This window comes from Kitasatospora sp. McL0602 (assembly GCF_052076145.1).
In the GTDB taxonomy this organism is placed as follows: domain Bacteria; phylum Actinomycetota; class Actinomycetes; order Streptomycetales; family Streptomycetaceae; genus Kitasatospora.
Genome location: NZ_CP197246.1, coordinates 4,965,957 through 4,991,792 on the forward strand (window position 1 = coordinate 4,965,957; position 25,836 = coordinate 4,991,792).

The window sequence follows — 25,836 nt, forward strand, 5'->3', positions numbered from 1 at the left end:
CCCGAAGTGACCAGGGAGTACGGCGTGTCTGAAGGTAAGTACGGGATCGAGGCGTTCATCGCGGGCCTGCCCAAGGCCGAGCTGCACGTGCACCACGTGGGCTCGGCCTCGCCCCGGGTGGTCGCCGAGCTGGCCGCCCGGCACCGGGGGCAGTCGAAGGTGCCGACCGACCCGGCGGCGCTCGCCGAGTACTTCACCTTCACCGACTTCGCCCACTTCATCGAGGTCTACCTGAGCGTGGTGGACCTGATCCGCGACGCCGAGGACGTCCGTGCGCTGACGTACGGCGTCGCCGAGGACATGGCCCGGCAGCAGATCCGCTACGCCGAGCTGACCATCACCCCGTACTCCTCGGTCAGCCGGGGCATCCCGGACGTCGCCTTCATGGAGGCCATCGAGGACGCCCGGAAGTCGGCCGAGAAGGACCTCGGGGTCGTGCTGCGCTGGTGCTTCGACATCCCCGGCGAGGCAGGGCTGGCCGCCGCCGAGGAGACCGCCCGCCTCGCCGTCGACCTGGCCCCCGAGGGCCTGGTCAGCTTCGGTCTCGGCGGCCCCGAGATCGGCGTCCCGCGCCCGCAGTTCAAGCCGTACTTCGACCGCGCCCGAGCGGCCGGCCTGCACAGCGTCCCGCACGCGGGCGAGTCGACCGGCCCCGAGACGGTCTGGGACGCGATCCGCGTCCTCGGCGCCGAGCGGATCGGCCACGGCACGCAGGCCGTCAAGGACCCGGCCCTGCTCGACCATCTCGGCGAGCACCGCATCGCGCTGGAGGTCTGCCCGACCTCCAACCTCGCCACCCGCGTGGTCGAGCGGATCGAGGAGCACCCGATCCGGCAGATGGTCGACGCGGGTCTCCTCGTCACCGTCAACAGCGACGACCCGCCGATGTTCGGCACCGACCTCAACACCGAGTACGCCGTCGCGGCCCGCCTCCTCGGCCTGGACGAGACCGGCATCGCCGCCCTCGCCAGGAACGCCGTGGAAGCCTCCTTCCTCGACGCCCCCGGCAAGGCCCGCCTCACCGGCGAGATCGACACCTACCTGGCGGGCTGGGGCCGCTAGGGCCGGACAGGCCCTGGGCGCTCATGCGACCTGCCTCGGCTCCGCCCGGCGCTCCTTGAGGGCGGCCAGGCGCGGGAGCTTCACGTCGCCGTGCAGCAGACCGCGTTCGGCCGCCGTCCAGGCGGTGGTGGTGAGCAGGTAGAGCCCGGCCGCGAGCGGGACGAGAGCGGCGAAGAGGACCGTGCCGAAGGAGAGGTACGGCAGGAAGGCTGCACCTGGGGTCGGGGTCGGGGTGACGGCGGCCGCCGCCGTCCGGCGGGCGCGGCGGAAGGTCACCCAGCCGACGGCGGCCAGCGCCGCGTACAGGGCGCCGAACACCAGCAGCTGGGCCCCGTGCGCCCCGCTGACGTGCTGCCCGAGCGGGACACCGAACAGGGTGTGGCCGAGCAGGTCGTTCGGGGTGGTGAACAGCCGGTACATCACTGAGAAGAACGGGATCTGGATCAGCATCGGCAGGCAGCCCGCGAACGGCGAGGACTTCTCGGCGCGGTAGAGCTCCGTCATCGCCGCCTGGAGCTTCTCGGGCTTGCCCTTGTGCTTGCGCTGGAGCTCCGCGACCTGCGGGGCGAGCCGCTGCCGGGTCTTCTCCCCACGCGCGGCGGCGCGGGCGAGCGGGTGCAGGGCGAGCCGGACGCAGACGGTGAACAGCATGATCGCGAGCGCGGTCGGCAGCAGCTGGGCGAGCACCGACACGGCGTCGTGCGCCAGGTGGACGGCGGGGTCGAGCACGGCGAAGACAGACATGGTGAAGCGAGCCCTCCGGGGTCTCGTGAGTGAGATTTCGGCGGAGGACGGCCGCGTACGGGAAGTGCGGTGTTACGCGGCCGCCAGGGCCGCGCCCGGGGCCCTGGGGCGCCGACGGCCCCGGGCATCCGGATCACGCTGAGGGAGGAAGGCGGTCCGGAACGCGCGCCTTCGCAGCGCCCCGTCGCGGACGAAGGCCGGGGCCCGCGCCCCGAGCAGCCGGGCGGTCGCGAGCGTGCCCGCGACGACGCCCGCCAGCAGCACCAGGGTCGCGGCGGCCGCGACCGTGGTCAGCCCGGCGGGCCCGGCCAGCAGATCACCCGTCAGGACCCGGAGCAGCCCGAGCAGCATCGCGATCATCGGCACGGCGGGGCTCCTCTCGGGTCTCGGGTGTCAAGCTCCACTGCGCCGATCGTACGCGCGGCGTCAAGGGTCGTGGCGCCGGGGCCGTGCTGTCAGGGGGCGAGGCGAACGGTGGTGCCGGTCGCGGCCGAACCGTGTGCGGCTTCGAGGACGGTGAGGGTCGCGACGGCGTCGCGCGGGTCGACTGGGGGCGGTGTGCCGGTGGCGAGCGAGCGGGCGATGCCCGCGTAGTAGGCCGGGTAGTCGCCGGGGTCGGTGGGGGTGCGGACGGCGGACTCGTCGGTGCCGAGCGTGCCGTGGGCGGCTGCGTCCTCCGCGCCCCACGGGGTGCCGTCGCCCGGACGGCGGCCGTTGCGGAGGTCCGCCTCCTGCGGGTCCATGCCGTGCTTGACGTACCCGGCGGAGTCGCCGAGCACCCGCAGGCGGGGCCCGATCAGCGGGGTGATCGCGCTCGTCCAGAGGTGGGAGCGGACGCCGGAGGCGTGGGTGAGGGCGAGGAAGGCGTCGTCGTCGACGACCGCGCCGTCGCGGCGGACGTCGATCTCCGCGTACACCGAGTCGACCGGCCCGAACAGGCTCAGGGCCTGGTCGACCAGGTGGCTGCCCAGGTCGTAGAGCGTGCCGCCGACCTCGGCCGGGTCGGCCAGCTCGCGCCAGCCCGCCTTCGGCTTTGGGCGGAAGCGCTCGAAGCGGGACTCGAAGCGGTGCACCCGGCCGAGCGCGCCCTCGGTGACCAGCCGGCGGGCGGTGAGGAAGTCGCCGTCCCAGCGGCGGTTCTGGAAGACCGAGAGCAGCGTGCCGCGCTGCTCCGCGAGCGAGCAGAGCCCGGCGGCCTCGGCCGCCGTGGCGGCGAGCGGCTTGTCGACCACCGTCGCGAGCCCGGCCGATAGCGCGGCGCGGGCCAGCGGCACGTGGGTGCGGTTGGGCGAGGCGATCACGACGAGGTCGAGGCTGTCGGCCTGCTCGAACAGTTGCTCAGGGGTGTCGAGCGGTCGTGCGTCCGGGTGCTGCTGGTGCAGTTGGGCGCGGCGTTCGGGGTTGGCGGTCACCACCGCGTCCAGCCGCAGACCGGGGGTGGTGGCGATCAACGGGGCGTGGAAGGCGGAGCCGGCCAGGCCGTAGCCGATCAGGCCGACGCGGAACGGGGTGCGGGGCTCGGAGCTCATGCCCCTCACTCAATCACGGCCGGGCGCGCCTCCCGGGTCAGCGCGCGTGGGCGCCGCCGGAGCGGCGACGGCGGTGCAGCACCGTGACGGTGGCACCCGCCAGCACGAACGCGGCGCCGACGGCGGTGAGCAGCGCGGTGGCGCGGCCGCTGCCGGTCTGTGCCAGGGACCGGGCAACGGGGGGCTGGGCGGTAGGGGGCTGGGCGGTGGTGGTCACGGTGACGGCTGCGGCTGCGGGCACGACGGGAGGTGCCGAGTGCGAGTGGTTCATGCTCGGCGCGCCGGACGGGACGGGGGTCGAGCTGCCGGTGCGGCCGGAGCCGTCGAAGACCACGTCGGAGCAGGAGTAGAACGCCTCCGGGCTGTCCGAGCGCTGCCAGATCGCGTAGAGCAGCTGACGGCCGGTCCGGCCCGCCGGGATCGTGCCGGGGAGGAGGTAGCTGCCGTCGGCCAGCTGTGGGTCGGTGACCGTGAGGAAGGGGGTGGCGTCGAGATTCGCCCAGGTCAACGGCTTGGTGGGGGAGTAGCTCGCGTTGGTGAGGTAGAGCTGGAAGGTGCCCTTGTGCGGGGCGGTGGCGCGGAAGGTGAAGGTGTAGGCGGCGCCGGAGGTGAGGTTGGTCGCGGGCCAGTCGGCGCGCGGGAGGTCGAGGCCGCGGTAGGTGTCCTGCCCGGCGCTGCACAGCTTGCCGTCCGGGATCAGCTCGCGGTGGCGTCCGGCGGCGTCGCCGATCCGCAGGCTCATCCAGTCGTAGAGGGCTGCGGTGCCGCCGGTCGCGACGGCGGCCCGGCAGGCGGCCGAGACGGGGTGCTCGGCGCCCTCCAGGTAGCAGCCCTCCAGCCGGCTGAGGGGGTTCTGCATGGAGCCGTGCGCGTACGCGGTGCCGGTGCCGAGGCCCGCGAGGGCGGCGGTGAGAGCGACGGCTGCGGCTGATGTGGCTGCTGTGGTGCGTCGGGCGGAGGGCATGGCGGAGCTCCTGGGCGGGCTTGAGGGTGGGTGCGCTGGGAACGCTAGCCCTGCTAGCCAGTCCGCTTGACGGACAATCAGTGCGGTTAGGGGCGCCTTAAGGAGCCGTTGACCCTCTGTGCGAGCGGTTCGAGGCGCAGTCCGGTGGGCGGGACATGCTCCCGTCGGGCAGGCGTGCGGATTAGGCTGAGGGCGTTGGGGCAGCCAGCAGTACCCCGGCCGACCGGTGCGTACGGGCGGTGGGGCAGCACGTTCAGTACGACCACCGCACGACTTCGGGAGACACGCACGTGGCAGAACGCAAGCCCATCGAGTCCTGGCTGACCGACATGGACGGCGTCCTCATCCATGAGGGCACGCCGATCGCCGGCGCCAAGGAGTTCATCCAGCGCCTGAGGGAGTCCGGCAAGCCCTTCCTCGTCCTCACCAACAACTCCATCTACACCCCGCGTGACCTGGCCGCCCGCCTCGCCGGGATGGGCCTGGAGGTGCCGGAGGAGTGCATCTGGACCTCGGCCCTGGCCACCGCGAAGTTCCTCAAGGGCCAGCGCCCCGGCGGCACCGCGTACGTCATCGGCGAGGCGGGCCTGACCACCGCGCTCTACCAGGCCGGCTACGTGCTGACCGACAACAACCCCGACTACGTGGTGCTCGGCGAGACCCGCACCTACAGCTTCGAGGCGCTGACCAAGGCGATCCGCCTGATCAACGCGGGGGCCCGCTTCATCTGCACCAACCCGGACGAGACCGGCCCCTCCACCGAGGGCGTCCTCCCGGCCACCGGCTCGGTCGCCGCGCTGATCACCAAGGCGACCGGCGTCGACCCGTACTTCGTCGGCAAGCCCAACCCGCTGATGATGCGCGAGGCGCTCAACACGGCCGGGGCCCACTCCGAGACCGCCGTGATGATCGGCGACCGGATGGACACCGACATCGTGGCGGGCATGGAGGCCGGCATGGAGACCATCCTGGTGCTCACCGGTCTCACCGGCGCGGCCGACATCGAGCGGTACCCGTACCGTCCGACCCGGGTCGCCAAGTCGATCGCCGACCTGATCGAGCTGATCTAGGGTCCGGTACGGTGCTCCGGCCCCGCCTCTCCCGACGGAGGGCGGGGCTTTCGCACAGGCATGGGCAGAGCCACAGGCACAGGTCGGGCTCGGGTTCGGTTTCGGGGGAGTGGAAGGCCGATGGTCGAGGAGAAGCGGGTCACCTGGGCGGAGTTGTACTTCGACCTGGTCTTCGTGTTCGCCGTCACGCAGGTGTCGGCGCTGCTGCACCACCGGCACGGCTGGCCCGAACTCGCCCGCGCCGTCGTCGTGTTCGTCCCGGTGTACTGGTGCTGGGTGGGCACCACCGTGCAGGCCAACATCCGTGACGTCGACAACCCGAGGGACCGGCTGGGGATCTTCGCCGTAGGTCTCGGTGGTCTCTTCATGGCACTCGCGATCCCCGGGACGGACGGCCCGCGCGGGCTGCTGTTCGGCGCGGCGTACTGGTACGCGCGGCTGGTGCTGCTCGGGCTGCTGGCCCTGGGGAGGGGCCGGGTGCGGGGCGTCTGGCTCGGGCCGTACGGGGTCGGCGCGGCCGTCAGCGGGCCGCTGCTGCTCGCGGGCGGGCTGCTCGACGGCTGGGCCCGGACGGCGCTGTGGGCGCTGGCCGCACTCTGCGACCTCACCGCGCCGGTGGTCTTCCGGCGGCGGCTGGCCAAGGTCACCTACCACCCGGCGCACCTGCCCGAGCGGTTCGGCCTGTTCCTGCTGATCGCGCTCGGCGAGTCGATCGTCGGGATCGGCGCACCCGTCTCGGCCGCCCACCTCGGCGTCGCCGAACTCGCCTCCGTCGCCACGGCGTTCGTGATCTCCTGCGAACTCTGGTGGCTCTACTTCGGCTACGCCTCGGACGCGATGCGGTTCGCGATCGAGACGGCCGACTCCCGGCGGGACGTCATCCGCCGGGTCTTCAGCTACGGCCACCTCGCCCTGATCGCCGGGGTGATCGCCGTCGCGGTCGGCTTCGGCGAGACCGTCGCCGAACCGGGCAGCGCCCTCGCCGTCGGGCCGCTCGGGCTGCTGTACGGCGGGTGCGCGCTCTACCTGCTGAGCTTCAGCTACACCCGGTGGATGATGTTCCGCGCCGTCTCGCCGACCAGGCTGGCGGCCGCCGCCGTCGTGCTGGCCCTGCTGCCGCTGATGGTGCGGATGCCCGCGCTCGGTGCACTGGCCGTGCTGGCTGCCGTCCTCGGGGCGCTGAACCTGGGCGAGTACCTCCGTGTCCGGCGCGCTGTCGGTGCGGCTGTGTAGCGTTCGGGGTGTTCGGAGTGGACGAGTGGGTGCATCCCGGTCCGGCGGCCGTGTGCCGCCGCCCGGTGGGAGGTAGTGGGTCGTGACGGAGCTGACGCAGTCGGCGGAGTTGGCAGGGGTCGGCGTGGGTACGGAGTTCGAGGTGCCCGAGCCCTGGCGGGCCGCGCTCGCAGGCGAGTTGGAGAAGCCCTACTTCGCCCAGCTGGCGGCCTTCGTCGCCGCGCAGCGGGCCGAGCACCAGGTCTTCCCGCCGAGCGGGCAGGAGTTCGCCGCCCTCGCCGCGACGCCGTACGAGCGCGTCCGGGTGCTCGTCCTCGGGCAGGACCCGTACCACGACGACGGCCAGGCGCACGGCATGAGCTTCTCCGTGCTGCCGGGCATCAAGACCCCGCCGTCGCTGCGGAACATCTTCAAGGAGCTGGACGCCGACCTCGGCGTGCCCGCACCCGACAACGGCTACCTGATGCACTGGGCCGAGCAGGGTGTCCTGCTGCTCAACGCGGTGCTCACCGTCCGTGCGCACGAGGCGAACTCGCACAAGGCCAAGGGCTGGGAGAAGTTCACCGACGCCGTGATCAAGGCCGTCAGTGACCGCGAGGAGCCCTGCGTCTTCGTGCTCTGGGGCAACTACGCCAAGAAGAAGCTCCCGCTGATCGACACCTCCCGGCACGTGGTCGTCGAGGGTGCGCACCCCTCGCCGCTCTCCGCGCGGCTCTTCTTCGGGAGCCGCCCGTTCTCGCAGATCAACGCGGCCCTGGCGGGCTTCGGCGCCGAGCCGATCGACTGGCGGGTGCCGGACGTGAAGTCCTCCTGACCCCAAGTGCCAGCTCCCGCAAGGGAGATCGGTCGGCCCCCCGGCGTGCACTGTGCTTAGCTGGGGGCCGACCGTGACGGGGCTGGCCGTGACGGCTGGGGGAGAGGCGATTCTGTGCGCCGGTGGTGGCGGGGCGTGGCAGCGGCCGGGCTGGTCGCGGTGCTCGCGGGGTGCGCCGCACACCCACCGGCCGTCGCGCCGGAGCCGTCCGGCCCTGGCGCCGACGCCGCCCCGGCCCAGCCCGCCGGGCAGACCTTCTACGTGTCCGACCAGAGCTCTGCCGCCCAGCAGTTGGCACACCTGACCGGCGCCGACGCGGCCGCCCTCGGCCGGATCGCCCACCAGCCCTCCGCGCTCTGGCTGGCCGGGGACGACGCCCGCGCCAAGGCGGAGGACCTCACCCTGCGAGCGGCGGCGGCCGGCCGCACGCCGCTGCTGGTCGCCTACGACATACCGCACCGCGACTGCGGCCAGTTCTCGGCCGGTGGAGCCGCCGACGCAGCGGCCTACCGCGCCTGGACGGCCGACCTCGCCGCCGCCCTGGCCGACCGGGCGGCCTGGATCGTGCTGGAGCCCGACGCCGTCGCGCACACGCTGGACAGCTGCGCCGTGCCACCGGCCGAGGCCGCCGAGCGGTACGAGCTACTGGCCCATGCCGTGCAGGAGTTGAAGAAGCACCCGAAGGTACGGGTGTACCTCGACGCGGGCAACGCCGGGTGGGTCAAGGACCTCGGGCTGCTCGCCGACGCCCTGCGGCGCTCGGGCATCGAGGCGGCCGACGGCTTCGCCGTCAACGTCTCCAACTTCTACACCACCGAGCAGAGTTCGGCCTTCGGAAGCAGCCTGTCGGCGGCGCTCGGCGGCAAGCACTTCGTCATCGACACCAGCCGCAACGGCAACGGCCCGCTGAGCGACAAGGACTGGTGCAACCCACCCGGCCGGTCCCTCGGCGAGCCCCCCACCACGGCGACCGGCCGCCCCGGCGTCGACGCCTACCTCTGGATCAAGAACCCCGGCGAGTCCGACGGCGACTGCGGCCGGGGCGAGCCCGCCCCCGGCCGGTTCTGGCTCCCGTACGCCCTCGGGCTGGCCGGACACGACTCCTAGGCCTCAGGGCGTGATCTGAATCCAACGGGCCACCGACGGCGTCCCGTTGCGGTCGGTGGCGAAGAGCATGTACCAGCCCGGCGGCAGCAGATTCGGGTTGTTCGGGAGGGCGAGGCTGACGCCGCCGTCCGTACGGGACACCACGCCCAGGGCGACCGAGCGCTGCTCGACGTCCGTGGCGTGCGTCACCGAACTCGGCCTGATCAGCCTGGCGTCGGCGATCGCGGAGGAGTCCGGAGTGGCGACGGTGATGGTGCTGCCCAGCCCGGCGTCACCGGGAGCGGCGGTGATCTCCGGGCGGGCGCCGTGGTAGAGGTAGGCGGGGGTGTAGATCTCGATCCGCTGCTCGAAGGGGGCCGGTTCGGTGTCGGCCTTGTCGGCGAAGAGCGGGTTCGAGCCGAGTACCACGACCCGCCCGTCCGGCAGCAGCAGCGCCTCCGAGTGGTAGTCGCGCCCGACGGTCGGCTCGGCGTCGAGGGTGAAGCTGTTGGTGTCCGGGTGGTACGTCTGGGCCTTGAGCAGGTCGCTTCGGTGCTTGCCCCGGTAGTCGGCCGAGCCACCGGTCGTGAAGACCGTGTCGTCGGGCATGATCACGCTGTTCAGGTACCGGGTGCCCCCGGCCGGCAGATCCGGGCCGGGTACGAACTTCGGCTGCGCGGCCGTCAGGTCCGCGATCCCGGTCCGCGCCGTCGAGGCGGGTGATTCGCCGACCCCGCCGCCGCCGAGCACCATCACCTTCTGTGCCTGCGCCGGTGGCAGCAGCACCGAGGACGAGGTCTCCAACCGGTCGGTGTCACGCAGCCCCTGGACGGCCTGGAAGCTGTTGTCCCGGAGATCCCACAGCCCAGGCGCCCGGCCCTTGTCGGCCGGGCCGTACCCCGCGTTGGAGCCGGAGTAGAAGAGCTTGCCCGCTGCCGTGAGGAAGAGCGACGGGTAGGTGGGGAAGTAGCGGTCCGGCGCCTTCGACCACGTTTTGGTGGCCGGATGGTACGTCTCGTTGTCGTTGCCGGTGAGGATCTGCCCGGTGTCGTCCAGCCCGGAGACGGTGACGACGTCCCCGTTTCCGAGCCCGGTGAGCGTCGGGTACCAGCGCGCGTACGCCATGTCCGGCACCTGCTCGTAGCTCTCGGTGTCCGGGTTGAACTCGTAGGCGCTGCGCAGCCCCTGGAAGTCCTGCTTGTCCAGCGAGATCCGGTCGGCCATGCCGTAGAGGTTCCGGGCGTCCACCCCCGTCAGGCCCTTGATGCCGTACTGGGCCGGCTTCTCGCTCACGTACGAGTCGCCGGGGGCGACCGCCTCGACGAAGACGTGCTGCTCACCGGCCGTGACGGTGACGCCGGTGCCGTTGGGGGTGGTCGGCGTGCTCTTGGTGGCGGCGGGGACGGTGACGTCGGCGGTGCTGACGTACTCGCGCCCGTCCGGGGCGGTGAAGGTGGTGCCCTTGGGGAAGGTGCGAGGGCCGTCCGGGTTCTCGTTGCGGACCCGCATGGTGCCCGCGGCCTTCTTGACCGCGCCGTCGAGCGCCTCGTACCGCAGGGTGCCCCCGGCGACCAGGATGCGGCCGTCGGGGAGCGCGGTGTGGCCGCCGCAGAACATGTCCTTCGGCGTCGGGACGAGCTTGTAGGTGTTCTTGACCGGGTCCCAGAGCAGGCTCTTGAAGGTGTTGGCGTCGAAGCTCTGCTGGTCGTTGCCGGAGCCGGCGATGATCAGGATCTTCCCGGTGCGGAGCAGCGTCGCGTGGATCGCGTTGATCCGGAACTCGGTGGGCAGGGTGACGGTCTGCCAGTGCCCGTACTCGGCCTTGTAGCCCGCCTGGTTGATGACGTAGTGGTGGTACTGGCTGCCGGCGAAGCCGAGCACGGCCGGGGCGTTCATGCTCGCGACCACCAGGGCGACGGTGCTGCCCATCGCGAAGCGCCGGGTGCGGCCGGGGCTGCTGATCCTCGTACGGTTCCTCATGGCTGGGTGACCTCCCGCTGGTCGGTGCGGCCTGTGCTGCGGCCTGTGCTGCGGCCTGTGGTGGGGCCGGCGGCGGCCCGGCGCCGGCGCACGGCGTCCACGGCCCGGATGAGCATCGGCAGGAGGCTGAAGAACAGCGCGATGCAGGCCCAGGAGCGCATCGCCACATGGCCGTTGCCCGTGAGGTAGGAGGCGCCGAGTGCGCCGCCGAAGACCAGCACCCAGAACAGGTGGATCCGGAAGGCACCGATCCGGTCGGCGCTGGCCGAGCCGCCCTTGGGGGTGACGACGAAACGGCTCCGGCGCCGTACCAGGGCCTGGAGGAGCGAGGCTGCGTAGATCGGGCCGCAGAGCGCGGACATCACCATCCCCGCCACCCCCGACGACCCCTCGGGCTCGTGCGGGCTGACGTTGTGCTTGCGGTTCCAGGTGTAGAGCAGCACCTGGAGCGCGGCGGCGTCGCTGTAGAGCATCATCCAGATCTCCGAGGAGACGTGCACACCGGACGCCCCGAAGCCGAGGTAGAGCACGCTGGAGAGGCCGCCGAGCAGCCAGGTGAGCCCGGCCATCGGGTAGAAGCACACCAGCAGCGAGTAGTTGAGGGCCCGGCCGGGGGACAGTCGCCAGACGGCCTTCCAGTACTGGGTGAGGACGGTCTCGTACGTGCCCCGGCTCCACCGCAGTTGCTGCGAGAAGAAGTCCGTCCAGGAGGTCGGCCCCTCGCCGACCGCGAGCACGTCGGGCGTGTAGACGGACTTCCACCGGTCGCCGGTCAGCGGGTTGCGTCGGCGGTGGAACTCCAGGCCCGTCGCCATGTCCTCGGTGATCGAGTCGTAGAGCCCGCCGATCGACTGGAGCGCCTTGATCCGTACGGCGTTGTTGGTCCCGACGAACATCGGTGAGCCGTACCGGTTCCCGGCCCGCTGGATCAGGGCGTGGAAGAGGAACTGCTGGCTCTCGGAGAACTTCGTGACGGACGAGCCCGAGCGGTGGTAGTTGCCGTACACCTGCGGGCCGACGACGAACGCGACGTCCGGGTCGCGGAAGTAGCCGAGCATCCGCTCGCAGAAGTCCGACAGCGGGACGTGGTCGGTGTCGACCGAGACCCAGTAGTCGTAGCCGTCGCCGAAGGCCTGCAGCCAGCTGTTGTAGTTGCCGTGCTTCGTCCCGGCCCGGAACCGCCCGCTCGGCCGGTTCCACTGCTCCTGGCCCCGCCGGGTGAAGTGCCGTACGCCCAACTCGGCGCAGAGCAGCCGCATTTCTTGGTCGTCGCCCTCGTCCAGCAGCCAGACGTCGTACGGGCCGTCGTGCCGGACGGCGAGCGCGGCGCCGAGCGTCGCCCGGACCATCTCCGGGGGTTCCTTGCCCGGCACGCAGGTGGTCAGGAACGCCACCCGGGTGCCGGTCTCCGGCAGCACCGGCACGGGGTCACGGGCGACCAGCGTCGCATGGGCGTTGGACACCACGGTGACCAGCCGGAAGACCTCGATCAGCGCGATGATCCCGATCATCACCTTGTCGGCGGCCAGCAGCCACGGATGCGTCTCGCCGGGCCGCAGCGGCCAGTGGTCCGGCTGGAGCAGCCACACCAGCAGCGTTGCCTCGACCAGCGGCGCCGACACCATGAGCAGCGCGGCGCGGAGGCGGTGCGGCTCGTTGCTGAGCAGACTCCGGTACTGGACACGGTAGTTGGCCGGTGCGGGGGGTGGCTGGGTGAGCGGGCCGGCGAGGTGGCTGAAGCGTGCGTAGTCGTACGCGGGGAGCGGCGAGGTGTCGTTCGGGGGTACGGGTGCCAGGGGTATTCGTGGGGCCGGGACGGTGGCTGTCTCCGGGGATGCGAGCCCCCGGGGTTGCACGGTGATCGTGTCGACGAACGCGTCCGTCTTGGCCATGGCCGCAACTCCCCCCACGGGCCCTGGCGTTGAGCCCGGCCCGTCTCTGCCCTGCATGCTGGGTCGGGGGAGGTCCGCGCGCCGCATGCCCCCACGTGCACGTGCAGTGCTCGGTAGTTCGGCCGTCCCCCCGGATGTGCCGATCCCCAGCTCGGAGTACCGCTGGGTGAACCTTCGAATCGGCGTCAGCTCTCCCCTGCCGACTGATCCCTGATGTTCAACTGTCCCGAAGCTGCGGTGTGATTGCAACCGATCTGGGAAATGATCAGGCCCTGGGAGTGAGGGTGTGGCGCAATAGGCGTGCGGGTCGACCGATAAGTGATATTGAACGGTCGTGAGTTCGATTGACGTGAATGCGATCGGCCGGGCGCCGCGAACGCGCCCGGCCGACCGGGGTCAGCCGGCGGCGCCGAGGAAGGTCTCCCAACCACCGGTCGGGGCCTTGCCGACGCCGAGCGTGCGCAGCTTGCGGAGAGTGGACTCGTCCTGCACCTCGAGCCACTCCACCAGCTGGCGGAATGAGACCAGCCGGACTTCGGGCTTGCCCGCGATCGTCTTGAGGGTCTGCTCGACGGCGTCCATGTAGATGCCGCCGTTCCACTGCTCGAAGTGGTTGCCGATGAAGAACGGCGCCCGGTTGCCGTTGTACGCGCGGTCGAAGCCGGCCAGGTACGAGTCACGGGCCTGGTTGCGCCAGTCGTTGTACTTGGCGGCGTCGCCCTTGGTGCTGCCGCCGGACTGGTTGAAGAGGATGTTGTAGTCCATCGACAGCACCTGGAAGGAGTGCCCGGGGAAGGGGATGCCCTGGAGCGGGAAGTCCCAGAGCTTTCCATCCTGCACCTTCTGCGGCCAGATCTGCAGCCCGCCTGGCGAGCTCGCGTCGTACTTCCACCCCAGCTTGGCGGCGGTCGGGAGCAGCGCCTTCTGCCCCTCCAGGCAGGGCGTGCGGCCGCCGATGAGCTCCTTCTTGTAGTCGAAGGGGAACGGGTCGACGTCGGTGAAGCCGGTGTTGGTCCGCCACTGGGTGACGAACGAGACGGCCTGGTCGATCTCGCTCTGCCAGTCCTCCGGGCTCCACTTCCCGACGCCGTTGCCGTCCGAGCGGCTGGCGCAGAAGTGCCCGTTGAAGTGGGTGCCGATCTCGTGGCCGGCCAGCCAGGCCTGGCTGATCAGCTTGATCGTGCTCTTGACCGCGCCTTCGGAGAGGAAGGGGATGTCCGAGGCGCCGACGGAGTGCTTCGGCGGGTGGTAGAGGTTCGCCTTGCCCTTCGGGAGGGTGTAGATGCCCGACAGGAAGAAGGTCATCGAGGCCTTGTACTGCTCGGCGAGCTTGAGGAACCGGGGGAACTGGCCGTCGTCGGTGCCGCCTGCGCCGTCCCAGGAGAACACCACGAACTGGGGCGGGCGCTCGCCGGGCTTGAGCTTCTCGGGCTTGGGCTGGTTCGGCTGGGCGCCGGTGTCCGAGGTCGAGCCGTCGCCGATCGGCGTGCCCTTCCCCGGGTGACCGGTACCGCCGGCTGTCGGGCTGCCGCTGCCGCTGCCGCCGGAGTCCGCACTCCCGGACTTCGATCCGGAGTCGCCGGAACCGGACTTGCCGCTCCCGCAGGCGGCGACCGCCCCGAGGGCCGCAGTGGCCGCGGTAGCGCTCAGCACGGTCCTGCGCGAGATCCTGCTCATGGTCTCCCCTGCCAGGTCGAGTCCGGTCTCACAGAACGTCCGGAGACCCTGGGAGGGGCACCCGGACGCGAAGGAGGAAACGGACATTTGCTAGGTATTTCATCTTCAGCATGTCATGGGCGAGGGGTGCGTCGCAGCCCCCTCCCGCTGCCCTCGAAGACGCGGCGGAACAGTCGAACGGCTGCACGTTTCTGCTGTCTGTTGCTGTCCTGAGACACTACTGCGCCCGGTTCCCCGACCGGCCACTGTTGACCTGCTGTTCAGCAGCTCCTCGCCGTACGGGGGCGCCCGCAGCCCCGCGTGCGCCGGGCTGCGTACGGCGCGGAAGAGGTCAGACCGCCGGGGCCAGCCGACGGCGTCTGCGGACCAGCTGGGCGACGGCGGAGCTGATCGCGGTCGCGGCGGTGCAGGAGACGGCGAAGCTGAGCCACGCGGTGTTGAACCAGTGGCTGTTGAGCCAGCCCAAGGTCACGATGTAGGCGGCCCAGACCACGGCCGCCAGGGCGGACCAGCGGAGGAACGTGCGCGGGTGGTCGGGGGAGTGGCCCATGGCGAGGTCGAGCACGGTGCGCCCGGCGGGGACGAACCTGGCGATGATCACCACGGTGGCGGCCGCCCGGCTGGTCTTGCCGGAGAGGTGCGCCTGGAGCCTCTCGACGCTCGCCGCGAGCTGCGGCCGGTGCTCCAGGCGGCGGTACACCACCGGGGCTCCCTTGCGGGCGAGGCTGAGCAGCGCCAGATCGCCGAGGAAGGAGGCCAGCGCCACCCCGAGTGCGAGCAGCACCGGAGCTCCGCTGAACTGCGAGGTCCGGAGAACGGCCAGGATCACCAGCGTCCCGCTCGGCAGGAAGGGCAGGAAGGCGTCGCCGAGCACGGCGCACAGCGCCAGGCCGCAGATCCAGGCTGGGCCGATGATCGATGCGGCTTCCATACAGCTACTCCCTCCAGGCCGCCCGGGAGAGACTCAGGTGGCTGCAGAGGACAACGCTATCCCCTGGACCTTTCATGCCATTAAGGACCCCCTGTATGGCCGAGGTCACAGGGCGTGCGAAAGCCCCTGGAGCGGGGTGCCGCTCCAGGGGCTCGCGAGGGCCGGGCGACGCTGGTCCAGCTCGTCGGCCTTGCTCGGAGTGCGGCCTCGGTACGTGGCCGCCGCTGGTCGTAAGGCTGCCGGAAGTCGGGTGCGCTGCGCGAGGTCTGGGCCTGGCGACTTCCGGCGCTGGCGGCATTTCGCCACGCGGTGACACCGGCCCGAGGCGTTCCGTGACGACGGAGAAGTGACGACGGAGAAGTGACGGGGTCGATCCCGCTGTGTGTCAGCTCGCCGAACTCCCGGGAAAACGGGAACACGGCAGATCATCGGTTGATTGTCTACGGACGAGCGGGAGCGGACTCCCGTCGCCGACGAGGAGGACATACCGCATGGCCAGCAAGGACGCGCAGGCGCGCGCCGCACGACGGTCCAGCGCAGCAGGGCCCGCCACCGACCGGAGCACCCGTACCGCCGGTGACCCGGTCCGCGGCGTGGTCCGCGGCACCGCACCCGCCCCGCTCTCCATCCTGGACCTCGCCACCGTCGGGGCGGGGTACACGCCCTCCCAGGCCCTGGAGGCCACCACGACCCTGGCGCAGAGCGCCGAGCAGTGGGGCTACCACCGCTTCTGGGTGGCCGAGCACCACGGCATGCCGGGTGTGGCCAGCTCCAACCCCGCCGTGCTGCTGGCGCACCTCGGCGCCCACACCAGCACGCTGCGGCTCGGCTCGGGCGGCGTGATGCTGCCGAACCACGCCCCGCTCGTCATCGCCGAGCAGTTCGGCCTGCTGGAGGCCCTCAACCCCGGCCGGATCGACCTCGGCCTCGGCCGCGCCCCCGGCACCGACCAGGCGACCGCCCGCGCGCTGCGCCGGGGCGTGGCCGACGGCGCGGAGGACTTCCCGCAGCAGGTGGCCGAGCTGACCGGCTTCCTGGACGGCAGCTTCCCGAACGGACACCCCTACGCGCGGCTCAGCGCCGTGCCCAAGGGTGAGGGCCGCCCGCCCGTCTGGCTGCTCGGATCGTCCGGCTTCAGCGCCCAGCTGGCCGGCCACCTGGGCCTGCCGTTCGCGTTCGCCCACCACTTCAGCGGCACCAACACCGAGCCCGCGCTCGACCTCTACCGGTCCAGCTTCCGGCCGTCCGCCGTCCTCGACGAGCCGTACGCGTTGATCGGCGTCGGGGCGGTCGCCGCCGACGACGAGAAGCAGGCCCACCGCTTCGCCCGCACCGCCGCGCTGGGCATGCTCCGCCTGCGCCTCGGCGTCCCCGGCCCGATCCCGACCCCGGAGGAGGCGGAGGCCCACCAGTACAGCGCCCCCGAGGCCGACTTCATGAACTCCTGGATCGGCAACCTGGTGCTGGGCACGGCCGGAGAGGTCGCCGACGGCCTGGAGGCACTCCGCAAGCGGACCGGTGCGGACGAGCTCATGGTCACCTCGCACATCCACGGCCACGAGGTGCGGCACCGCTCGTACCAGCTGATCGCCGAGGCGTACGGCCTGACCGTCGGCAGCTGACAGCTCCGGGCGCCGCCTGTGCTCAGCGCGGGTGGCGCTCGCTCAGTATCGCCGCGACGGCCTCCGCCGGGCCGGGGCGGGCGAAGTACCAGCCCTGGGCGGTGTCGCAGCCGGTCTGGCGCAGCCGCTCCGCCTGGGCGGCGTTCTCGATGCCCTCGGCGGTGACGGTGAGCCCGAGGGCGTGCGCGAGCTGGACCATGGCGCCGACGATCTGCTCGTCCGCGTCGGCCCGGCGGAAGCGGTTGTCCGGACGACCGCCGGGCGCCGGGTCGCGGAAGCCCTCGATGAAGCTCCCGTCGAGCTTCAGCACGTGCACGGGCAGCCGGGAGAGGTACGCCAGGTTCGAGTACCCCGTGCCGAAGTCGTCGATCGCGATCCGGATGCCCATGTCGGCCAGCGCCTGCAGGGCCTGGACGGGCCGGCCACCCGGGCCCAGCACCGCACTCTCCGTCAGCTCCAGCTGGAGCAGCCGGGCCGGGAGGCCGGTCCGCTCGAGCACCTCGGCGACATCGGCGACCACGTCCGAGTCCCAGATCTGACGCGCCGCCAGATTGACGCTGACGAAGACCTCCGCCGCCGGGAACTCGTCCAGCCAGCGCTGCGCCTGACGGCACGATTCCTCAAGCACCCACTTGCCCAGCGGCACGATCGCGCCGGACTCCTCGGCGAGCGGGATGAAGCGGTCGGGCGAGAGCGTCCCGTAGCGCGGGTGGCGCCAGCGGACGAGTGCCTCGACGCCGTGCACCGCCCCGTCTGCCAGCCCGACCAGCGGCTGGTACTCGACGGTGAACTCGCCGCGTTCGAGCGCCGGCCGTAGTGAGGTCGCCAGCCGCTGCCGGGTCAGCTGATGGGCCCCGCGCGCCGGGTCGTACAGGGTCCACCGGGCCCGCCCGTCGGCCTTCGACCAGTACAGCGTCGCGTCGGCGTCCTTCAGCAGGTCGGTGGGGGTGGTGTCGAACACCGACCGCTCGACCACGCCCACGCTGGCGGTCACCGCCAGCTGCTGGCCGGCGATGTCGAAGGGCTGCTCGAGTGCCTTGATCAACTCGGCCGCGAGCAGCGTGAGCTGGTCGTTTCCGGCGCTGTCCGGGACCAGGACGGCGAACTCGTCCCCGCCGAGCCGGGCCACCAGCCGGTCCTCCCCGCGCGCGAAGCCGCGTTCCAGCCTGGCCGCGACGGCGACCAGCAGCTGGTCGCCGACATGGTGCCCCAGCGTCTCGTTGATCGCGGCGAAGCCGTCCAGGTCCACGTAGCAGAGCCCCACCCGCCGGGGCGCGAGGGCGACAGCCGGTTCGGCCGACGCGGTGAAGGCGGCGTTGAGCTGTTCGAAGAACAGCGCGCGGTTGGGCAGCCGGGTCAGCGGATCGTGCATGGCCTGGTACGCCAGGCGGTCTCCCAGCAGGCGCTGCTCGGTGACGTCCTCGACCATCGCCAGGGTGTACATCGGCCGCCCGGCGCCGTCGCGGATCAGCGAGATCGTCACGTTGCTCCACACCTCGCGACCCTCGCGGTGCTTGAGACGCTTCTCCAGGCGGATGCGCTCACGCTCGCCCCGGACGAGCTCCCGGTACAGCCTGCGCGGGGTGTCCTCGGGGTCGATGATCTCGTGGATGTGAGTCCGGACGAGATCCGGCACCTCGTGCCCGATCATCGCGGCGAAGGCCGGATTGACCTCGATGATGCGGTCGTCGGGGTCCACCAGCAGCATGCCGATCCCGGCGTCCGCGAACGCGGCCCGGAAGCGGGACTCGCTCGCCCGCAGGGCGGCGAGCAGCTGCTCGGTGCCGCCGTTCGTCGGCGCCGAGCACACCGGGCAGGCTGTCGCCGCCTGGGTCGGATGGTCCTGGCCCGCCCCGGGGCCGCGCTGCCACTCGTGGTCCCGGTCCTGGTCCTGCTGGTACGAGTGCCCGTGGTCGTGGGCGTTGTCGGGCCCGTGGCCGTCGTGGTGGGACGGGTCGGGCCCGTCGGCGGATGCCTCACCGGTTCGCGCGCGCCGGTGATGTGAGTCGGCCCCCTCGTTCCGGCCCGGCACGGCAGGCTCCCGTCCGTTGCTGTCGAAGTCCCCGGGGTTCGGGCCGAGAACGTTCGGAAGGCAACGTCCGGCAGAGCGCAGGGCACTGCCGCTGATCATAGGACGCGGTTCTGGCGGGCGGCGACCGCCGCCAGGGTGATTCGCCAGGTTTCGTCAGCAACCGTGCACATACGTGACAAGGCCCCCGGTACGCGTCGTGGGACGAGTACCGGGGGCCCGGCCGGAGTCAGCCGAGCTGGGCGGTCAGCGTGATCGTGGTGCCGGTGAGGGCCTGGCTGACCGGGCAGTTCGCCTTGGCGTCCTCCGCGGCCTTCACGAACCCGGCTTCGTCGATGCCGGGGACCTCACCGATGACGGTGAGGTGGATGCCGGTGATGCCGGTGCCGGGCTGGAACGTCACGTCCGCCTTGGTCTCCAGCTTGGTGGGAGGGGTGCCGGCGCCCGCCAGGCCGTGCGAGAGCGCCATCGAGAAGCAGGCCGAGTGGGCGGCGGCGATGAGCTCCTCGGGGCTGGTCTTCCCGTTCGCCGTCTCCGCGCGGGCCGGCCAGGACACGGGGTACTCGCCGATGCCCGAAGAGTCAAAGGTCACCAGACCCTTGCCGTCGACCAGGTTGCCTTCCCAGGCAGTGTGTGCGGTACGGGTGGTTGCCACGATCAGGTACCTCCTGTGATGGGGGAACTGCTGCTTCGTCACGTCCGGTCATGCCAGGGCAAGCCTACGGGCCACGATCGCCGCCGAGCCGCACCGACCGTCCGGATCGGCTGTCCAGATATCGGACAAGTGCGCTGGATATGGGGAGTTCATGGCGACCCTCCTGTTAGATTTGCCAAGGCCCGAGCCCGGCCCGCGGGTCGTCCGGGTGCCCTCCAATCAGCCAGCCCCGGAGCCTTTTCGATGACTGATCAGCCCACGAACTCCGCCGCTTCTTCGCTCGACGAGGTCGACGATGTCGTCCGGGCGGAGCTGAGCAGCCTGCGCGAGAGCATCGACAACATCGACGCCGCCGTCGTCCACATGCTGGCGGAGCGCTTCAAGGCGACCCAGCGGGTCGGTCGGCTCAAGGCCGAGCACAAGCTCCCTCCGGCGGACCCGGAGCGGGAGCGTGACCAGATCATGCGGCTGCGGGAGCTGGCGGCCGGGGCGCACCTCGACCCGGTGTTCGCCGAGAAATTCCTCAATTTCATCATTGCCGAGGTGATCCGCCACCACGAGGCGATCGCCCGCGCTTGAACGGCCGGGCCCCCGGTGCGGATCCTGGTGCAGTCGGTCGCAAGCGACGCACGGGCGATGTGAGCGGTAGCTAAATGTCTGATTTCGCGAGGCTTCGCAGGCCGAGCTAGCGTGCTGTCCTCGGCCGACGACCGTGTGGCCCGGAGAGGCGGCGCAGCGATGTCACGCAGGCAGCGGCGGCGCTGGCCGTGGTGGGTCGAGTTCCCGGTGATGGTGACAGTGGGGCTGGCGGTGGCCCTCGTCGTGAAGACGTGCCTGTTCCAGGTGTTCACCATCCCGTCCGGTTCGATGGAGAACACCCTTCAGGTGGGCGACCGCGTGGCGGTCAACAAGCTGGCGCCGATCCTGGGCTGGGAGCCGAAGGCGGGGGAGCCGGTGGTCTTCAAGGACCCGGGCGATTGGCTGCCGCCGGGCGTGGGGGCCGACGGTGACTCGTCAGGTGCGGTCGGGGAGGTGCTGAGCTTCGTCGGCCTGCTGCCGCCCAAGGGTGACAACTACCTGGTCAAGCGGGTGATCGCGACGGGCGGCCAGACCGTCCAGTGCGGCGGGACGACCCTCCGGGTGGACGGCGGCCCGGTCGCCGAGCCGTATCTGCACCCGGGGGACGACTCCTGCGCGGGGATGGACTTCGGCCCGGTGACCGTCCCGCAGGGGTACGTGTGGGTGGAGGGCGACCACCGCAGCGATTCGGCCGACTCCCGCTACCACCGGGAGGAGCCCGGTGGCGGTGCGGTGCCGGTCGCGGATCTGGTCGGCCCGGCGGCAGCGGTGGTGTGGCCGCTCAACCATCTCGACTGGTTCGGCTGGTCGGGGCGCTGACCAGCTCGGGTATCGGCTCGTCCGGGCGGGTGAGCCTGCTGGTCTGGGCGGCGAAGGCGCCGACCAGGACGAACAGGCCGCCGATCAGCTGGGGCGTGCCGAGGTGTTCGCCGAGCAGGACCCAGGCGGAGACGGTCGCGACCACGGCCTCGAGGTTGGCGACGACTGCGGCCACCGGCGGCGACAGGTACTGCACGGAGATGACGCCGGTCAGATAGGCGAGGACGGTCGCGACCAGCACCATCCAGGCGGCCGGGATCAGCGCGGGCAGCGAGTATCCGTTCATGATCACCTGGCCGCCGAGCAGGCTCCAGTCGGCCTCCCAGGGCCGGGTGACCACGGTCAGCAGGACCGCGCCGGTGAGCAGCCCGTACGCACTCACCGCCATCGGGTCGACCGGCCGGTCGCCCTGGCGCCCGGCGTCGGCGAGCACGAAGTAGCCGACCTGGCAGCAGGCCGCGCCGAGGCCGAACAGCACCCCGAGGGCGTCGAAGCTCAGCCCGTTCCAGATCTCGACCACGCAGGCCAGCCCGGTCACGGCGACGGCGGCGCCCACGGCCGCCGCCCGCGTGACGGGCTTGCGCTGGACGAACTTCACGTACCCGAGCAGCAGCAGCGGCCCGAAGTACTCGATCAGCAGGGCGACACCGACGGGGATGCGGGAGATCGCCGCGAAGTAGCAGGCCTGGACCCCGGCGACGGCGAGCAGGCCGAAGCCGATGAGCAGGCCCGGCCGCTGCCGGACGGCTGCCCGGTGCTTCCAGGCCAGCGGCAGCAGCACCACGGCCGCGCCCGTCACCCGGAGCCAGACGACGTGCAGGGGTGAGAGCCCGGCCTCGATCAGCGGTTTGGCGGCCGTGCCGGACCCGCCGAAGGCGAGCGCGGAGACCAGCGCGAGGGGCAGTCCGAGCGCCCGCGCCGTGCTTCGCACGCGGGGTTGTGAGCTGTGCATCGAGGCATTGTGTCAGCTCATCGACAGGAGGAGTAAGGGGCTATCTCACCGTTTGGTACTGGCCATGTGGCCACTCTGTCCAAGTTGGCGCTTGCCCGCCCGATGCCCGTGACCTGGCCGGATCACCGCCGGGCGGGCCGGCGTACGCGCTGGGGGCATCCGGACACCTCGACGTCCGCTCCGGGGGCTTCCCATGTTCACCCGTCGCTGGAATCATCCCTACTCGCCAGTAGGAGCTGAAGCCGCCTCAGTTCCTCCGTGACCCCACCCCTCATCAGGAGACCTCATGTCCCCGATCTCCCGCCGCGCTCTGCTGGGCTCGGCCGTCGCCTCCGGCGCCGCCCTCGGTGTCGGCGCACTGCCCGGCTCGCTGCAGCAGGCCCTGGCCGCCCCGGCGGTGCGCGGCACGCTGGACGACGTGGAGCACGTCGTCGTCCTGATGCAGGAGAACCGGTCCTTCGACCACTACTTCGGCACCCTCGGCGGCGTGCGCGGCTACGGTGACACCTCCCGGGTCCGCTTCCCCGGCGGCTCCGACGTGCTCCAGCAGCGGATGCTCGGCACCGTCGGCGGGACGACCCTCCAGCCCTGGCACCTGGACACCTCCACCAGCGACGCCCAGCGCATCTTCGACCTCGACCACTCGTGGGGCGGCACCCACAGCGCCTGGGCCAACGGCCAGTACAGCAACTGGATCCCGGCCAAGAGCTGGTACACGATGGGCTACTACCGCCGCCAGGACATCCCCTTCCAGTACGCCCTCGCCGACGCCTTCACCGTCTGCGACCAGTACTTCTGCTCCACGATGGCCTCCACCGACCCCAACCGGCTCTACCTCTGGTCGGGCATGATCGACCCGCACGGCACCGGCGGCGGCCCCGTCATCGACAACAGCAAGACCGGCTTCACCTGGACGACCTACCCCGAGCGCCTCCAGGCGGCGGGCATCTCCTGGAAGGTCTACCAGCAGCAGGACAACTACGACGACAACGCCCTCGCCTGGTTCAAGTCCTTCCAGACCGCCCCGCAGGACTCGCCGCTCTACGTCAACGGCATGGCCAAGCGCGGCGCCGACGACTTCGCCCAGGATGTCGCCAACGGGCGTCTCCCGGCCGTCAGTTGGGTTGTCGCCCCGGAGGCGCAGTCCGAGCACCCGAACCACCCGCCGGCCGCCGGTGCGGACTTCACCTCCAGCTACGTGCTGGAGGCGCTCGCCGCGCACCCCGAGGTCTGGGCGAAGACCGTCGTGCTGCTCAACTACGACGAGAACGACGGCTTCTTCGACCACGTCGTCCCGCCGACCGCCCCCGACGGCACCCCCGACGAGTTCATCAACGGCGCACCGATCGGGCTCGGCCCGCGCGTGCCGATGATCGTGATCTCCCCGTGGAGCCGGGGCGGCCGGGTCAACTCCGAGGTGTTCGACCACACCTCGGTGCTGCGTTTCCTGGAGAACTGGACGGGCGTCCGCGAGCCCAACATCTCCGCCTGGCGGCGCACCGTCTGCGGTGACCTGATGTCGGCCTTCGACTTCACCACCAGCAACCGCACCTTCCCCGCGCTGCCGGACACCAAGAAGCTGCTCGCCGACCTCGCCGAGCAGGACAAGAAGCTGCTGCCGCCGCTCTTCCCGCCGCTGATCCAGCACGCCCCCGAGATCGAGCCCGGCGACCGCCCGGCGCTCCCGACCGGCTACCGCTTCGGCTCCTCCTCGCACACCGACACGGCGACCGGCCGGCTCTGGATCACCCTCGACAACCTCGGCCGGCTCGGCGCGGGCATCTCGATGTACACGGTGAACTTCCGCAAGTTCGGCGCCTGGCAGTACACCCTGCCGGTCGGCGGCCAGGTCACCGACTACTTCAGCGCCCTCGGCGTCAGCGGCGGCCCGTACGACATCGACGCGCACGGCCCCGACGGCTTCCTGCGCGGCTACAAGGGCGATGTCCGCACCTGGACGAACAGTGCCAAGGCGCACCCCGAGGCCGCCGCGGTCGAGCAGCCCGACGGCCTCCACCTGACCCTCAGCAACCAGGGTGCCAAGGCCGCCGTCTTCACCGTCTCGGTCAACACCGCCTTCGGCGCGCCCGCCGCCCAGGCCCTGCAGGCCCTGACCGTCACCCCCGGCGGCACGGCCTCGGCCGTGCTCGCGCCGACCGCCGCCGGCCGCTACGACTACACCGTCACCGCCGACTCCGGCGACGGCTTCGAGCGCCGCTTCGCCGGCCGCCTCCAGCCGTAGCGGAAAGGGGGACGCGGCCCGGTCGCGTCCCCCTTCCGGTGTTTTTAAGGGAGCCCCGGACGGCCGGGGAACGACTGAAGGCCCCTCGCTCTCGCGAGGGGCCTTCAGTCTGTCGGTGCGCCGCCAGGGACTCGAACCCCGGACCCGCTGATTAAGAGTCAGCTGCTCTAACCAACTGAGCTAGCGGCGCCTGTCTGACCCGGAGAACAATACACGCTCCGCAGGGGTGGCACGCACCCGCCACCCGTGCCGATGCATCAAATGACCGGCTTGTCCCGGTTAGGGTTGATCCGTGCCCCGGACCCGAAGCCGCCTCACCGCCGCACTGCTGCTGCTCAGCGCGCTCGCCTACACCGCCTGGGTGCTGGAGGTGGTGATCGGCACCGGCCTCGACCCGGTCCAGGCGTACGTCAGCGAGCTGGCCGCCGAGGACCAACCGCTCGGCGGCCTCTTCCGGGCCACCGACCTCGCCGCCGGGCTGGCGGTGCTCGCGGCGGCGTTGGTGGCCCTGGTCACCCTGGAACGGCGCCCGTGGTCGGTGACCGGCTGGTCCGCGCTCGCCCTGTTCGGCGCCGCGACGGCCGCCGACTCCCGGCTGCCGCTCAGCTGCGCGCCGACCCAGGACGTGGAGTGCGCCGCCCGCGAGACGGCCGGGCTCGTCCCCGCGACGCACACCGCCCACGCCGTCAGCAGCAGCCTCGCCATGGTCGGCGCGCTCGGCGCCCTGGCCGCCCTCACGCTTGCCGCCCGTCGGTACGGCTGGTGGCCGCCGTTCGCCCGACTGGGCCCCTGGCTGCTCGCGGCCGAGCTGCTCGCCACGGCCTGGAGCCTCGGCGCGATCGCCGCCTTCGAGGCCGGCCGAGGCACCTGGTCGCTCGGCGCCGGGCAACGCCTCCAGGTCCTGCTGGTCGCGGCCGGGCTCGCCGTCCTGGCCGGGGGCGTGGCTCGTGGTGCGGCGCCCGACCTGCCCCGGACGGCCGCCCGTGACCTGGCGCCGGGGCGGCCGGGATGACGGGGCGGTTGGAGTGACGGGGCAGCCGGGGACGACGCAGCGTTTCTTCCGCATCGACGGCAGCCCGGTGCACGTGCGCCGGGAGGGCCAGGGGCCGGTCTGCGTGCTCAGCGGCGGCCTCGGGTGCAGCTGGTTCGACTGGGACCTCGTCGTCGGGCTGCTCGCCCCGCACCGGACGGTGGTCCGCTTCGACCGGCCTGGGTACGGGCTGAGCGCCCCCGCCCGCCCCGCCCCGAGCGCCGCCGGCGAGGCCGAACGCATCCGGCTGCTCCTTGACGCCCTCGGGCTCACCGAGCCGTGCACCCTGGTCGGCCACTCGATCGCGGGCTTCCACGTCGAGGCGTTCGCCCGCCTCCACCCCGGCCGCGCCGCCGGCCTCCTGCTGCTGGACGCCAGCACCGAACCGGCCCCCCACCCCCGCCCGGCCCCCGCCCTGCGCGACCTGGCGGCCCGAACGGCGGCGGCAGCGGCCGGAGCGCTCGCCGTGCCGTACCTGTGCGGGCCGCTCGGCCGCCGCCTGGTGGCGCGGGCGAGCACCGTACGCCGCGAGGACCTCGCCCCCGCCGAGCTGGTCCGCCGCTGCTACCGCCCCCGGCGGGCGCTGCGCGCCGCCCTACGGGAGAACTCCCGGTACCTCGACGTCGCTGCCGAACTCGCCGAGCTGCGCGAGCGCGCCCCGCTCCCTGAGATCCCGGTCACGGTAATGGCGGCCGACGCGGGCCGGGGCACCCGCCGGTCGGCGCGCTGGCTCGACCGCCAGCGCGAGCTGGCCGAGCTGCTCGGGGCCCGGTACCGCACGGTCGCGCCCGCCGGGCACCTGGCGATGGCCGATCGGCCGGACGCGGTGGCGCGGGCAGTGCTCGAGCTCCCCTGACTGGTCGGGCCCGAGCCGGTGCTGCGAAAGTATGAGGAATTCATACCGGAGTGGTGAGCGGATGAACTGG

At 71.9% G+C, this 25,836-nt stretch carries 22 protein-coding genes and 1 tRNA gene; 11 read left to right on the forward strand and 12 right to left on the reverse strand.

Annotation, left to right across the window (positions count from 1 at the left end; translation table 11 throughout):
* Nucleotides 1–24: 24 nt before the first annotated feature.
* Entirely contained in the window at nucleotides 25–1,062 is a 1,038-nt protein-coding gene (locus ACR68M_RS22730) for an adenosine deaminase (RefSeq protein WP_441245948.1), read from the forward strand.
* A 21-nt stretch (nucleotides 1,063–1,083) separates the two neighbouring features.
* Here the strand turns inward: ACR68M_RS22730 and ACR68M_RS22735 are convergent, their stop codons facing one another.
* From ACR68M_RS22735 to ACR68M_RS22750, 4 genes are all read right to left on the reverse strand, one after another.
* A complete protein-coding gene (locus ACR68M_RS22735; protein ID WP_441245949.1) occupies nucleotides 1,084–1,806 on the reverse strand; it encodes a YidC/Oxa1 family membrane protein insertase in 723 nt (240 codons plus the stop codon).
* Between the two features lie 72 nt (nucleotides 1,807–1,878).
* On the reverse strand, nucleotides 1,879–2,166 hold the full coding sequence (locus ACR68M_RS22740) for a DUF6412 domain-containing protein (protein WP_441251689.1): 288 nt from the start codon (nucleotides 2,164–2,166) through the stop codon (nucleotides 1,879–1,881).
* 95 nt (nucleotides 2,167–2,261) lie between these two features.
* Nucleotides 2,262–3,335, reverse strand: coding sequence for a Gfo/Idh/MocA family oxidoreductase (locus ACR68M_RS22745; protein WP_441245950.1), 1,074 nt, complete (start codon nucleotides 3,333–3,335; stop codon nucleotides 2,262–2,264).
* 37 nt (nucleotides 3,336–3,372) lie between these two features.
* Entirely contained in the window at nucleotides 3,373–4,299 is a 927-nt protein-coding gene (locus tag ACR68M_RS22750) for a lytic polysaccharide monooxygenase auxiliary activity family 9 protein (RefSeq protein ID WP_441245951.1), read from the reverse strand.
* Between the two features lie 290 nt (nucleotides 4,300–4,589).
* On the opposite strand from ACR68M_RS22750, the gene ACR68M_RS22755 reads away from it, so the two are divergent.
* The 4 genes from ACR68M_RS22755 to ACR68M_RS22770 all read left to right on the forward strand — a co-directional run bounded on the left by ACR68M_RS22755 (nucleotide 4,590) and on the right by ACR68M_RS22770 (nucleotide 8,523).
* The gene (locus ACR68M_RS22755) at nucleotides 4,590–5,369 is read left to right on the forward strand and encodes an HAD-IIA family hydrolase (protein ID WP_441245952.1); all 780 of its coding nucleotides are present in this window, start codon (nucleotides 4,590–4,592) and stop codon (nucleotides 5,367–5,369) included.
* 120 nt (nucleotides 5,370–5,489) lie between these two features.
* Nucleotides 5,490–6,602, forward strand: coding sequence for a low temperature requirement protein A (locus ACR68M_RS22760; protein ID WP_441245953.1), 1,113 nt, complete (start codon nucleotides 5,490–5,492; stop codon nucleotides 6,600–6,602).
* A gap of 82 nt (nucleotides 6,603–6,684) precedes the next feature.
* Nucleotides 6,685–7,416: a uracil-DNA glycosylase gene (locus tag ACR68M_RS22765; RefSeq protein ID WP_441245954.1), complete on the forward strand. Its 732-nt coding sequence runs from the start codon at nucleotides 6,685–6,687 to the stop codon at nucleotides 7,414–7,416.
* Nucleotides 7,417–7,551: 135 nt separating this feature from the next.
* Nucleotides 7,552–8,523 carry a glycoside hydrolase family 6 protein gene (locus ACR68M_RS22770; RefSeq protein WP_441245955.1) on the forward strand — a complete coding sequence of 324 codons (972 nt, stop codon included), beginning with the start codon at nucleotides 7,552–7,554 and terminating at the stop codon, nucleotides 8,521–8,523.
* A gap of 3 nt (nucleotides 8,524–8,526) precedes the next feature.
* Here the strand turns inward: ACR68M_RS22770 and ACR68M_RS22775 are convergent, their stop codons facing one another.
* The 4 genes from ACR68M_RS22775 to ACR68M_RS22790 all read right to left on the reverse strand — a co-directional run bounded on the left by ACR68M_RS22775 (nucleotide 8,527) and on the right by ACR68M_RS22790 (nucleotide 14,982).
* A complete protein-coding gene (locus tag ACR68M_RS22775; RefSeq protein ID WP_441245956.1) occupies nucleotides 8,527–10,482 on the reverse strand; it encodes a galactose oxidase-like domain-containing protein in 1,956 nt (651 codons plus the stop codon).
* Nucleotides 10,479–12,374, reverse strand: coding sequence for a glycosyltransferase family 2 protein (locus ACR68M_RS22780; protein ID WP_441245957.1), 1,896 nt, complete (start codon nucleotides 12,372–12,374; stop codon nucleotides 10,479–10,481). The genes ACR68M_RS22775 and ACR68M_RS22780 overlap by 4 nt, the downstream gene beginning before the upstream one ends.
* Nucleotides 12,375–12,770: 396 nt before the next feature.
* Nucleotides 12,771–14,051 carry a hypothetical protein gene (locus tag ACR68M_RS22785; RefSeq protein ID WP_441245958.1) on the reverse strand — a complete coding sequence of 427 codons (1,281 nt, stop codon included), beginning with the start codon at nucleotides 14,049–14,051 and terminating at the stop codon, nucleotides 12,771–12,773.
* A 331-nt stretch (nucleotides 14,052–14,382) separates the two neighbouring features.
* A complete protein-coding gene (locus ACR68M_RS22790) occupies nucleotides 14,383–14,982 on the reverse strand; it encodes a DedA family protein (protein ID WP_441245959.1) in 600 nt (199 codons plus the stop codon).
* A gap of 491 nt (nucleotides 14,983–15,473) precedes the next feature.
* Here ACR68M_RS22790 and ACR68M_RS22795 point away from each other — a divergent pair, with 491 nt between their 5' ends.
* Entirely contained in the window at nucleotides 15,474–16,604 is a 1,131-nt protein-coding gene (locus tag ACR68M_RS22795; RefSeq protein WP_441245960.1) for an LLM class flavin-dependent oxidoreductase, read from the forward strand.
* Nucleotides 16,605–16,626: 22 nt separating this feature from the next.
* Here the strand turns inward: ACR68M_RS22795 and ACR68M_RS22800 are convergent, their stop codons facing one another.
* On the reverse strand, nucleotides 16,627–18,636 hold the full coding sequence (locus ACR68M_RS22800) for a putative bifunctional diguanylate cyclase/phosphodiesterase (protein ID WP_441245961.1): 2,010 nt from the start codon (nucleotides 18,634–18,636) through the stop codon (nucleotides 16,627–16,629).
* A 226-nt stretch (nucleotides 18,637–18,862) separates the two neighbouring features.
* On the reverse strand, nucleotides 18,863–19,288 hold the full coding sequence (locus tag ACR68M_RS22805) for an OsmC family protein (protein ID WP_441245962.1): 426 nt from the start codon (nucleotides 19,286–19,288) through the stop codon (nucleotides 18,863–18,865).
* 243 nt (nucleotides 19,289–19,531) lie between these two features.
* Between ACR68M_RS22805 and ACR68M_RS22810 the strand changes: the two genes are divergently transcribed.
* On the forward strand, nucleotides 19,532–19,867 hold the full coding sequence (locus ACR68M_RS22810) for a chorismate mutase (protein WP_441245963.1): 336 nt from the start codon (nucleotides 19,532–19,534) through the stop codon (nucleotides 19,865–19,867).
* 159 nt (nucleotides 19,868–20,026) lie between these two features.
* A complete protein-coding gene (gene lepB / locus ACR68M_RS22815) occupies nucleotides 20,027–20,686 on the forward strand; it encodes a signal peptidase I (protein ID WP_441245964.1) in 660 nt (219 codons plus the stop codon).
* Here lepB and ACR68M_RS22820 read toward each other — a convergent pair.
* A complete protein-coding gene (locus ACR68M_RS22820) occupies nucleotides 20,649–21,638 on the reverse strand; it encodes an EamA family transporter (protein WP_441245965.1) in 990 nt (329 codons plus the stop codon). The genes lepB and ACR68M_RS22820 overlap by 38 nt on opposite strands.
* A 286-nt stretch (nucleotides 21,639–21,924) precedes the next feature.
* On the opposite strand from ACR68M_RS22820, the gene ACR68M_RS22825 reads away from it, so the two are divergent.
* On the forward strand, nucleotides 21,925–23,880 hold the full coding sequence (locus ACR68M_RS22825; protein ID WP_441245966.1) for a phosphocholine-specific phospholipase C: 1,956 nt from the start codon (nucleotides 21,925–21,927) through the stop codon (nucleotides 23,878–23,880).
* Nucleotides 23,881–23,996: 116 nt separating this feature from the next.
* Here the strand turns inward: ACR68M_RS22825 and ACR68M_RS22830 are convergent.
* Nucleotides 23,997–24,070: transfer RNA gene (locus tag ACR68M_RS22830), tRNA-Lys, on the reverse strand.
* Between the two features lie 102 nt (nucleotides 24,071–24,172).
* Here ACR68M_RS22830 and ACR68M_RS22835 point away from each other — a divergent pair.
* Nucleotides 24,173–24,892 (forward strand): DUF998 domain-containing protein, encoded by a 720-nt coding sequence (locus ACR68M_RS22835; protein WP_441245967.1) that lies wholly within the window; start codon nucleotides 24,173–24,175, stop codon nucleotides 24,890–24,892.
* A gap of 13 nt (nucleotides 24,893–24,905) precedes the next feature.
* Nucleotides 24,906–25,766, forward strand: a complete 861-nt coding sequence (locus ACR68M_RS22840; RefSeq protein ID WP_441245968.1) for an alpha/beta fold hydrolase — start codon at nucleotides 24,906–24,908, stop codon at nucleotides 25,764–25,766.
* Nucleotides 25,767–25,836: the final 70 nt, after the last annotated feature.

Coding starts and splice junctions, on each gene's coding strand:
- ACR68M_RS22735 (WP_441245949.1), bottom strand. CDS start 1,806: ATGTCTGTCTTCGCCGTGCTCGACCCCGCCGTCCACCTGGCGCACGAC.
- ACR68M_RS22740 (WP_441251689.1), bottom strand. CDS start 2,166: ATGATCGCGATGCTGCTCGGGCTGCTCCGGGTCCTGACGGGTGATCTG.
- ACR68M_RS22745 (WP_441245950.1), bottom strand. CDS start 3,335: ATGAGCTCCGAGCCCCGCACCCCGTTCCGCGTCGGCCTGATCGGCTAC.
- ACR68M_RS22750 (WP_441245951.1), bottom strand. CDS start 4,299: ATGCCCTCCGCCCGACGCACCACAGCAGCCACATCAGCCGCAGCCGTC.
- ACR68M_RS22760 (WP_441245953.1), top strand. CDS start 5,490: ATGGTCGAGGAGAAGCGGGTCACCTGGGCGGAGTTGTACTTCGACCTG.
- ACR68M_RS22775 (WP_441245956.1), bottom strand. CDS start 10,482: ATGAGGAACCGTACGAGGATCAGCAGCCCCGGCCGCACCCGGCGCTTC.
- ACR68M_RS22780 (WP_441245957.1), bottom strand. CDS start 12,374: ATGGCCAAGACGGACGCGTTCGTCGACACGATCACCGTGCAACCCCGG.
- ACR68M_RS22785 (WP_441245958.1), bottom strand. CDS start 14,051: ATGAGCAGGATCTCGCGCAGGACCGTGCTGAGCGCTACCGCGGCCACT.
- ACR68M_RS22790 (WP_441245959.1), bottom strand. CDS start 14,982: ATGGAAGCCGCATCGATCATCGGCCCAGCCTGGATCTGCGGCCTGGCG.
- ACR68M_RS22795 (WP_441245960.1), top strand. CDS start 15,474: ATGGCCAGCAAGGACGCGCAGGCGCGCGCCGCACGACGGTCCAGCGCA.
- ACR68M_RS22810 (WP_441245963.1), top strand. CDS start 19,532: ATGACTGATCAGCCCACGAACTCCGCCGCTTCTTCGCTCGACGAGGTC.
- lepB (WP_441245964.1), top strand. CDS start 20,027: ATGTCACGCAGGCAGCGGCGGCGCTGGCCGTGGTGGGTCGAGTTCCCG.
- ACR68M_RS22820 (WP_441245965.1), bottom strand. CDS start 21,638: ATGCACAGCTCACAACCCCGCGTGCGAAGCACGGCGCGGGCGCTCGGA.
- ACR68M_RS22825 (WP_441245966.1), top strand. CDS start 21,925: ATGTCCCCGATCTCCCGCCGCGCTCTGCTGGGCTCGGCCGTCGCCTCC.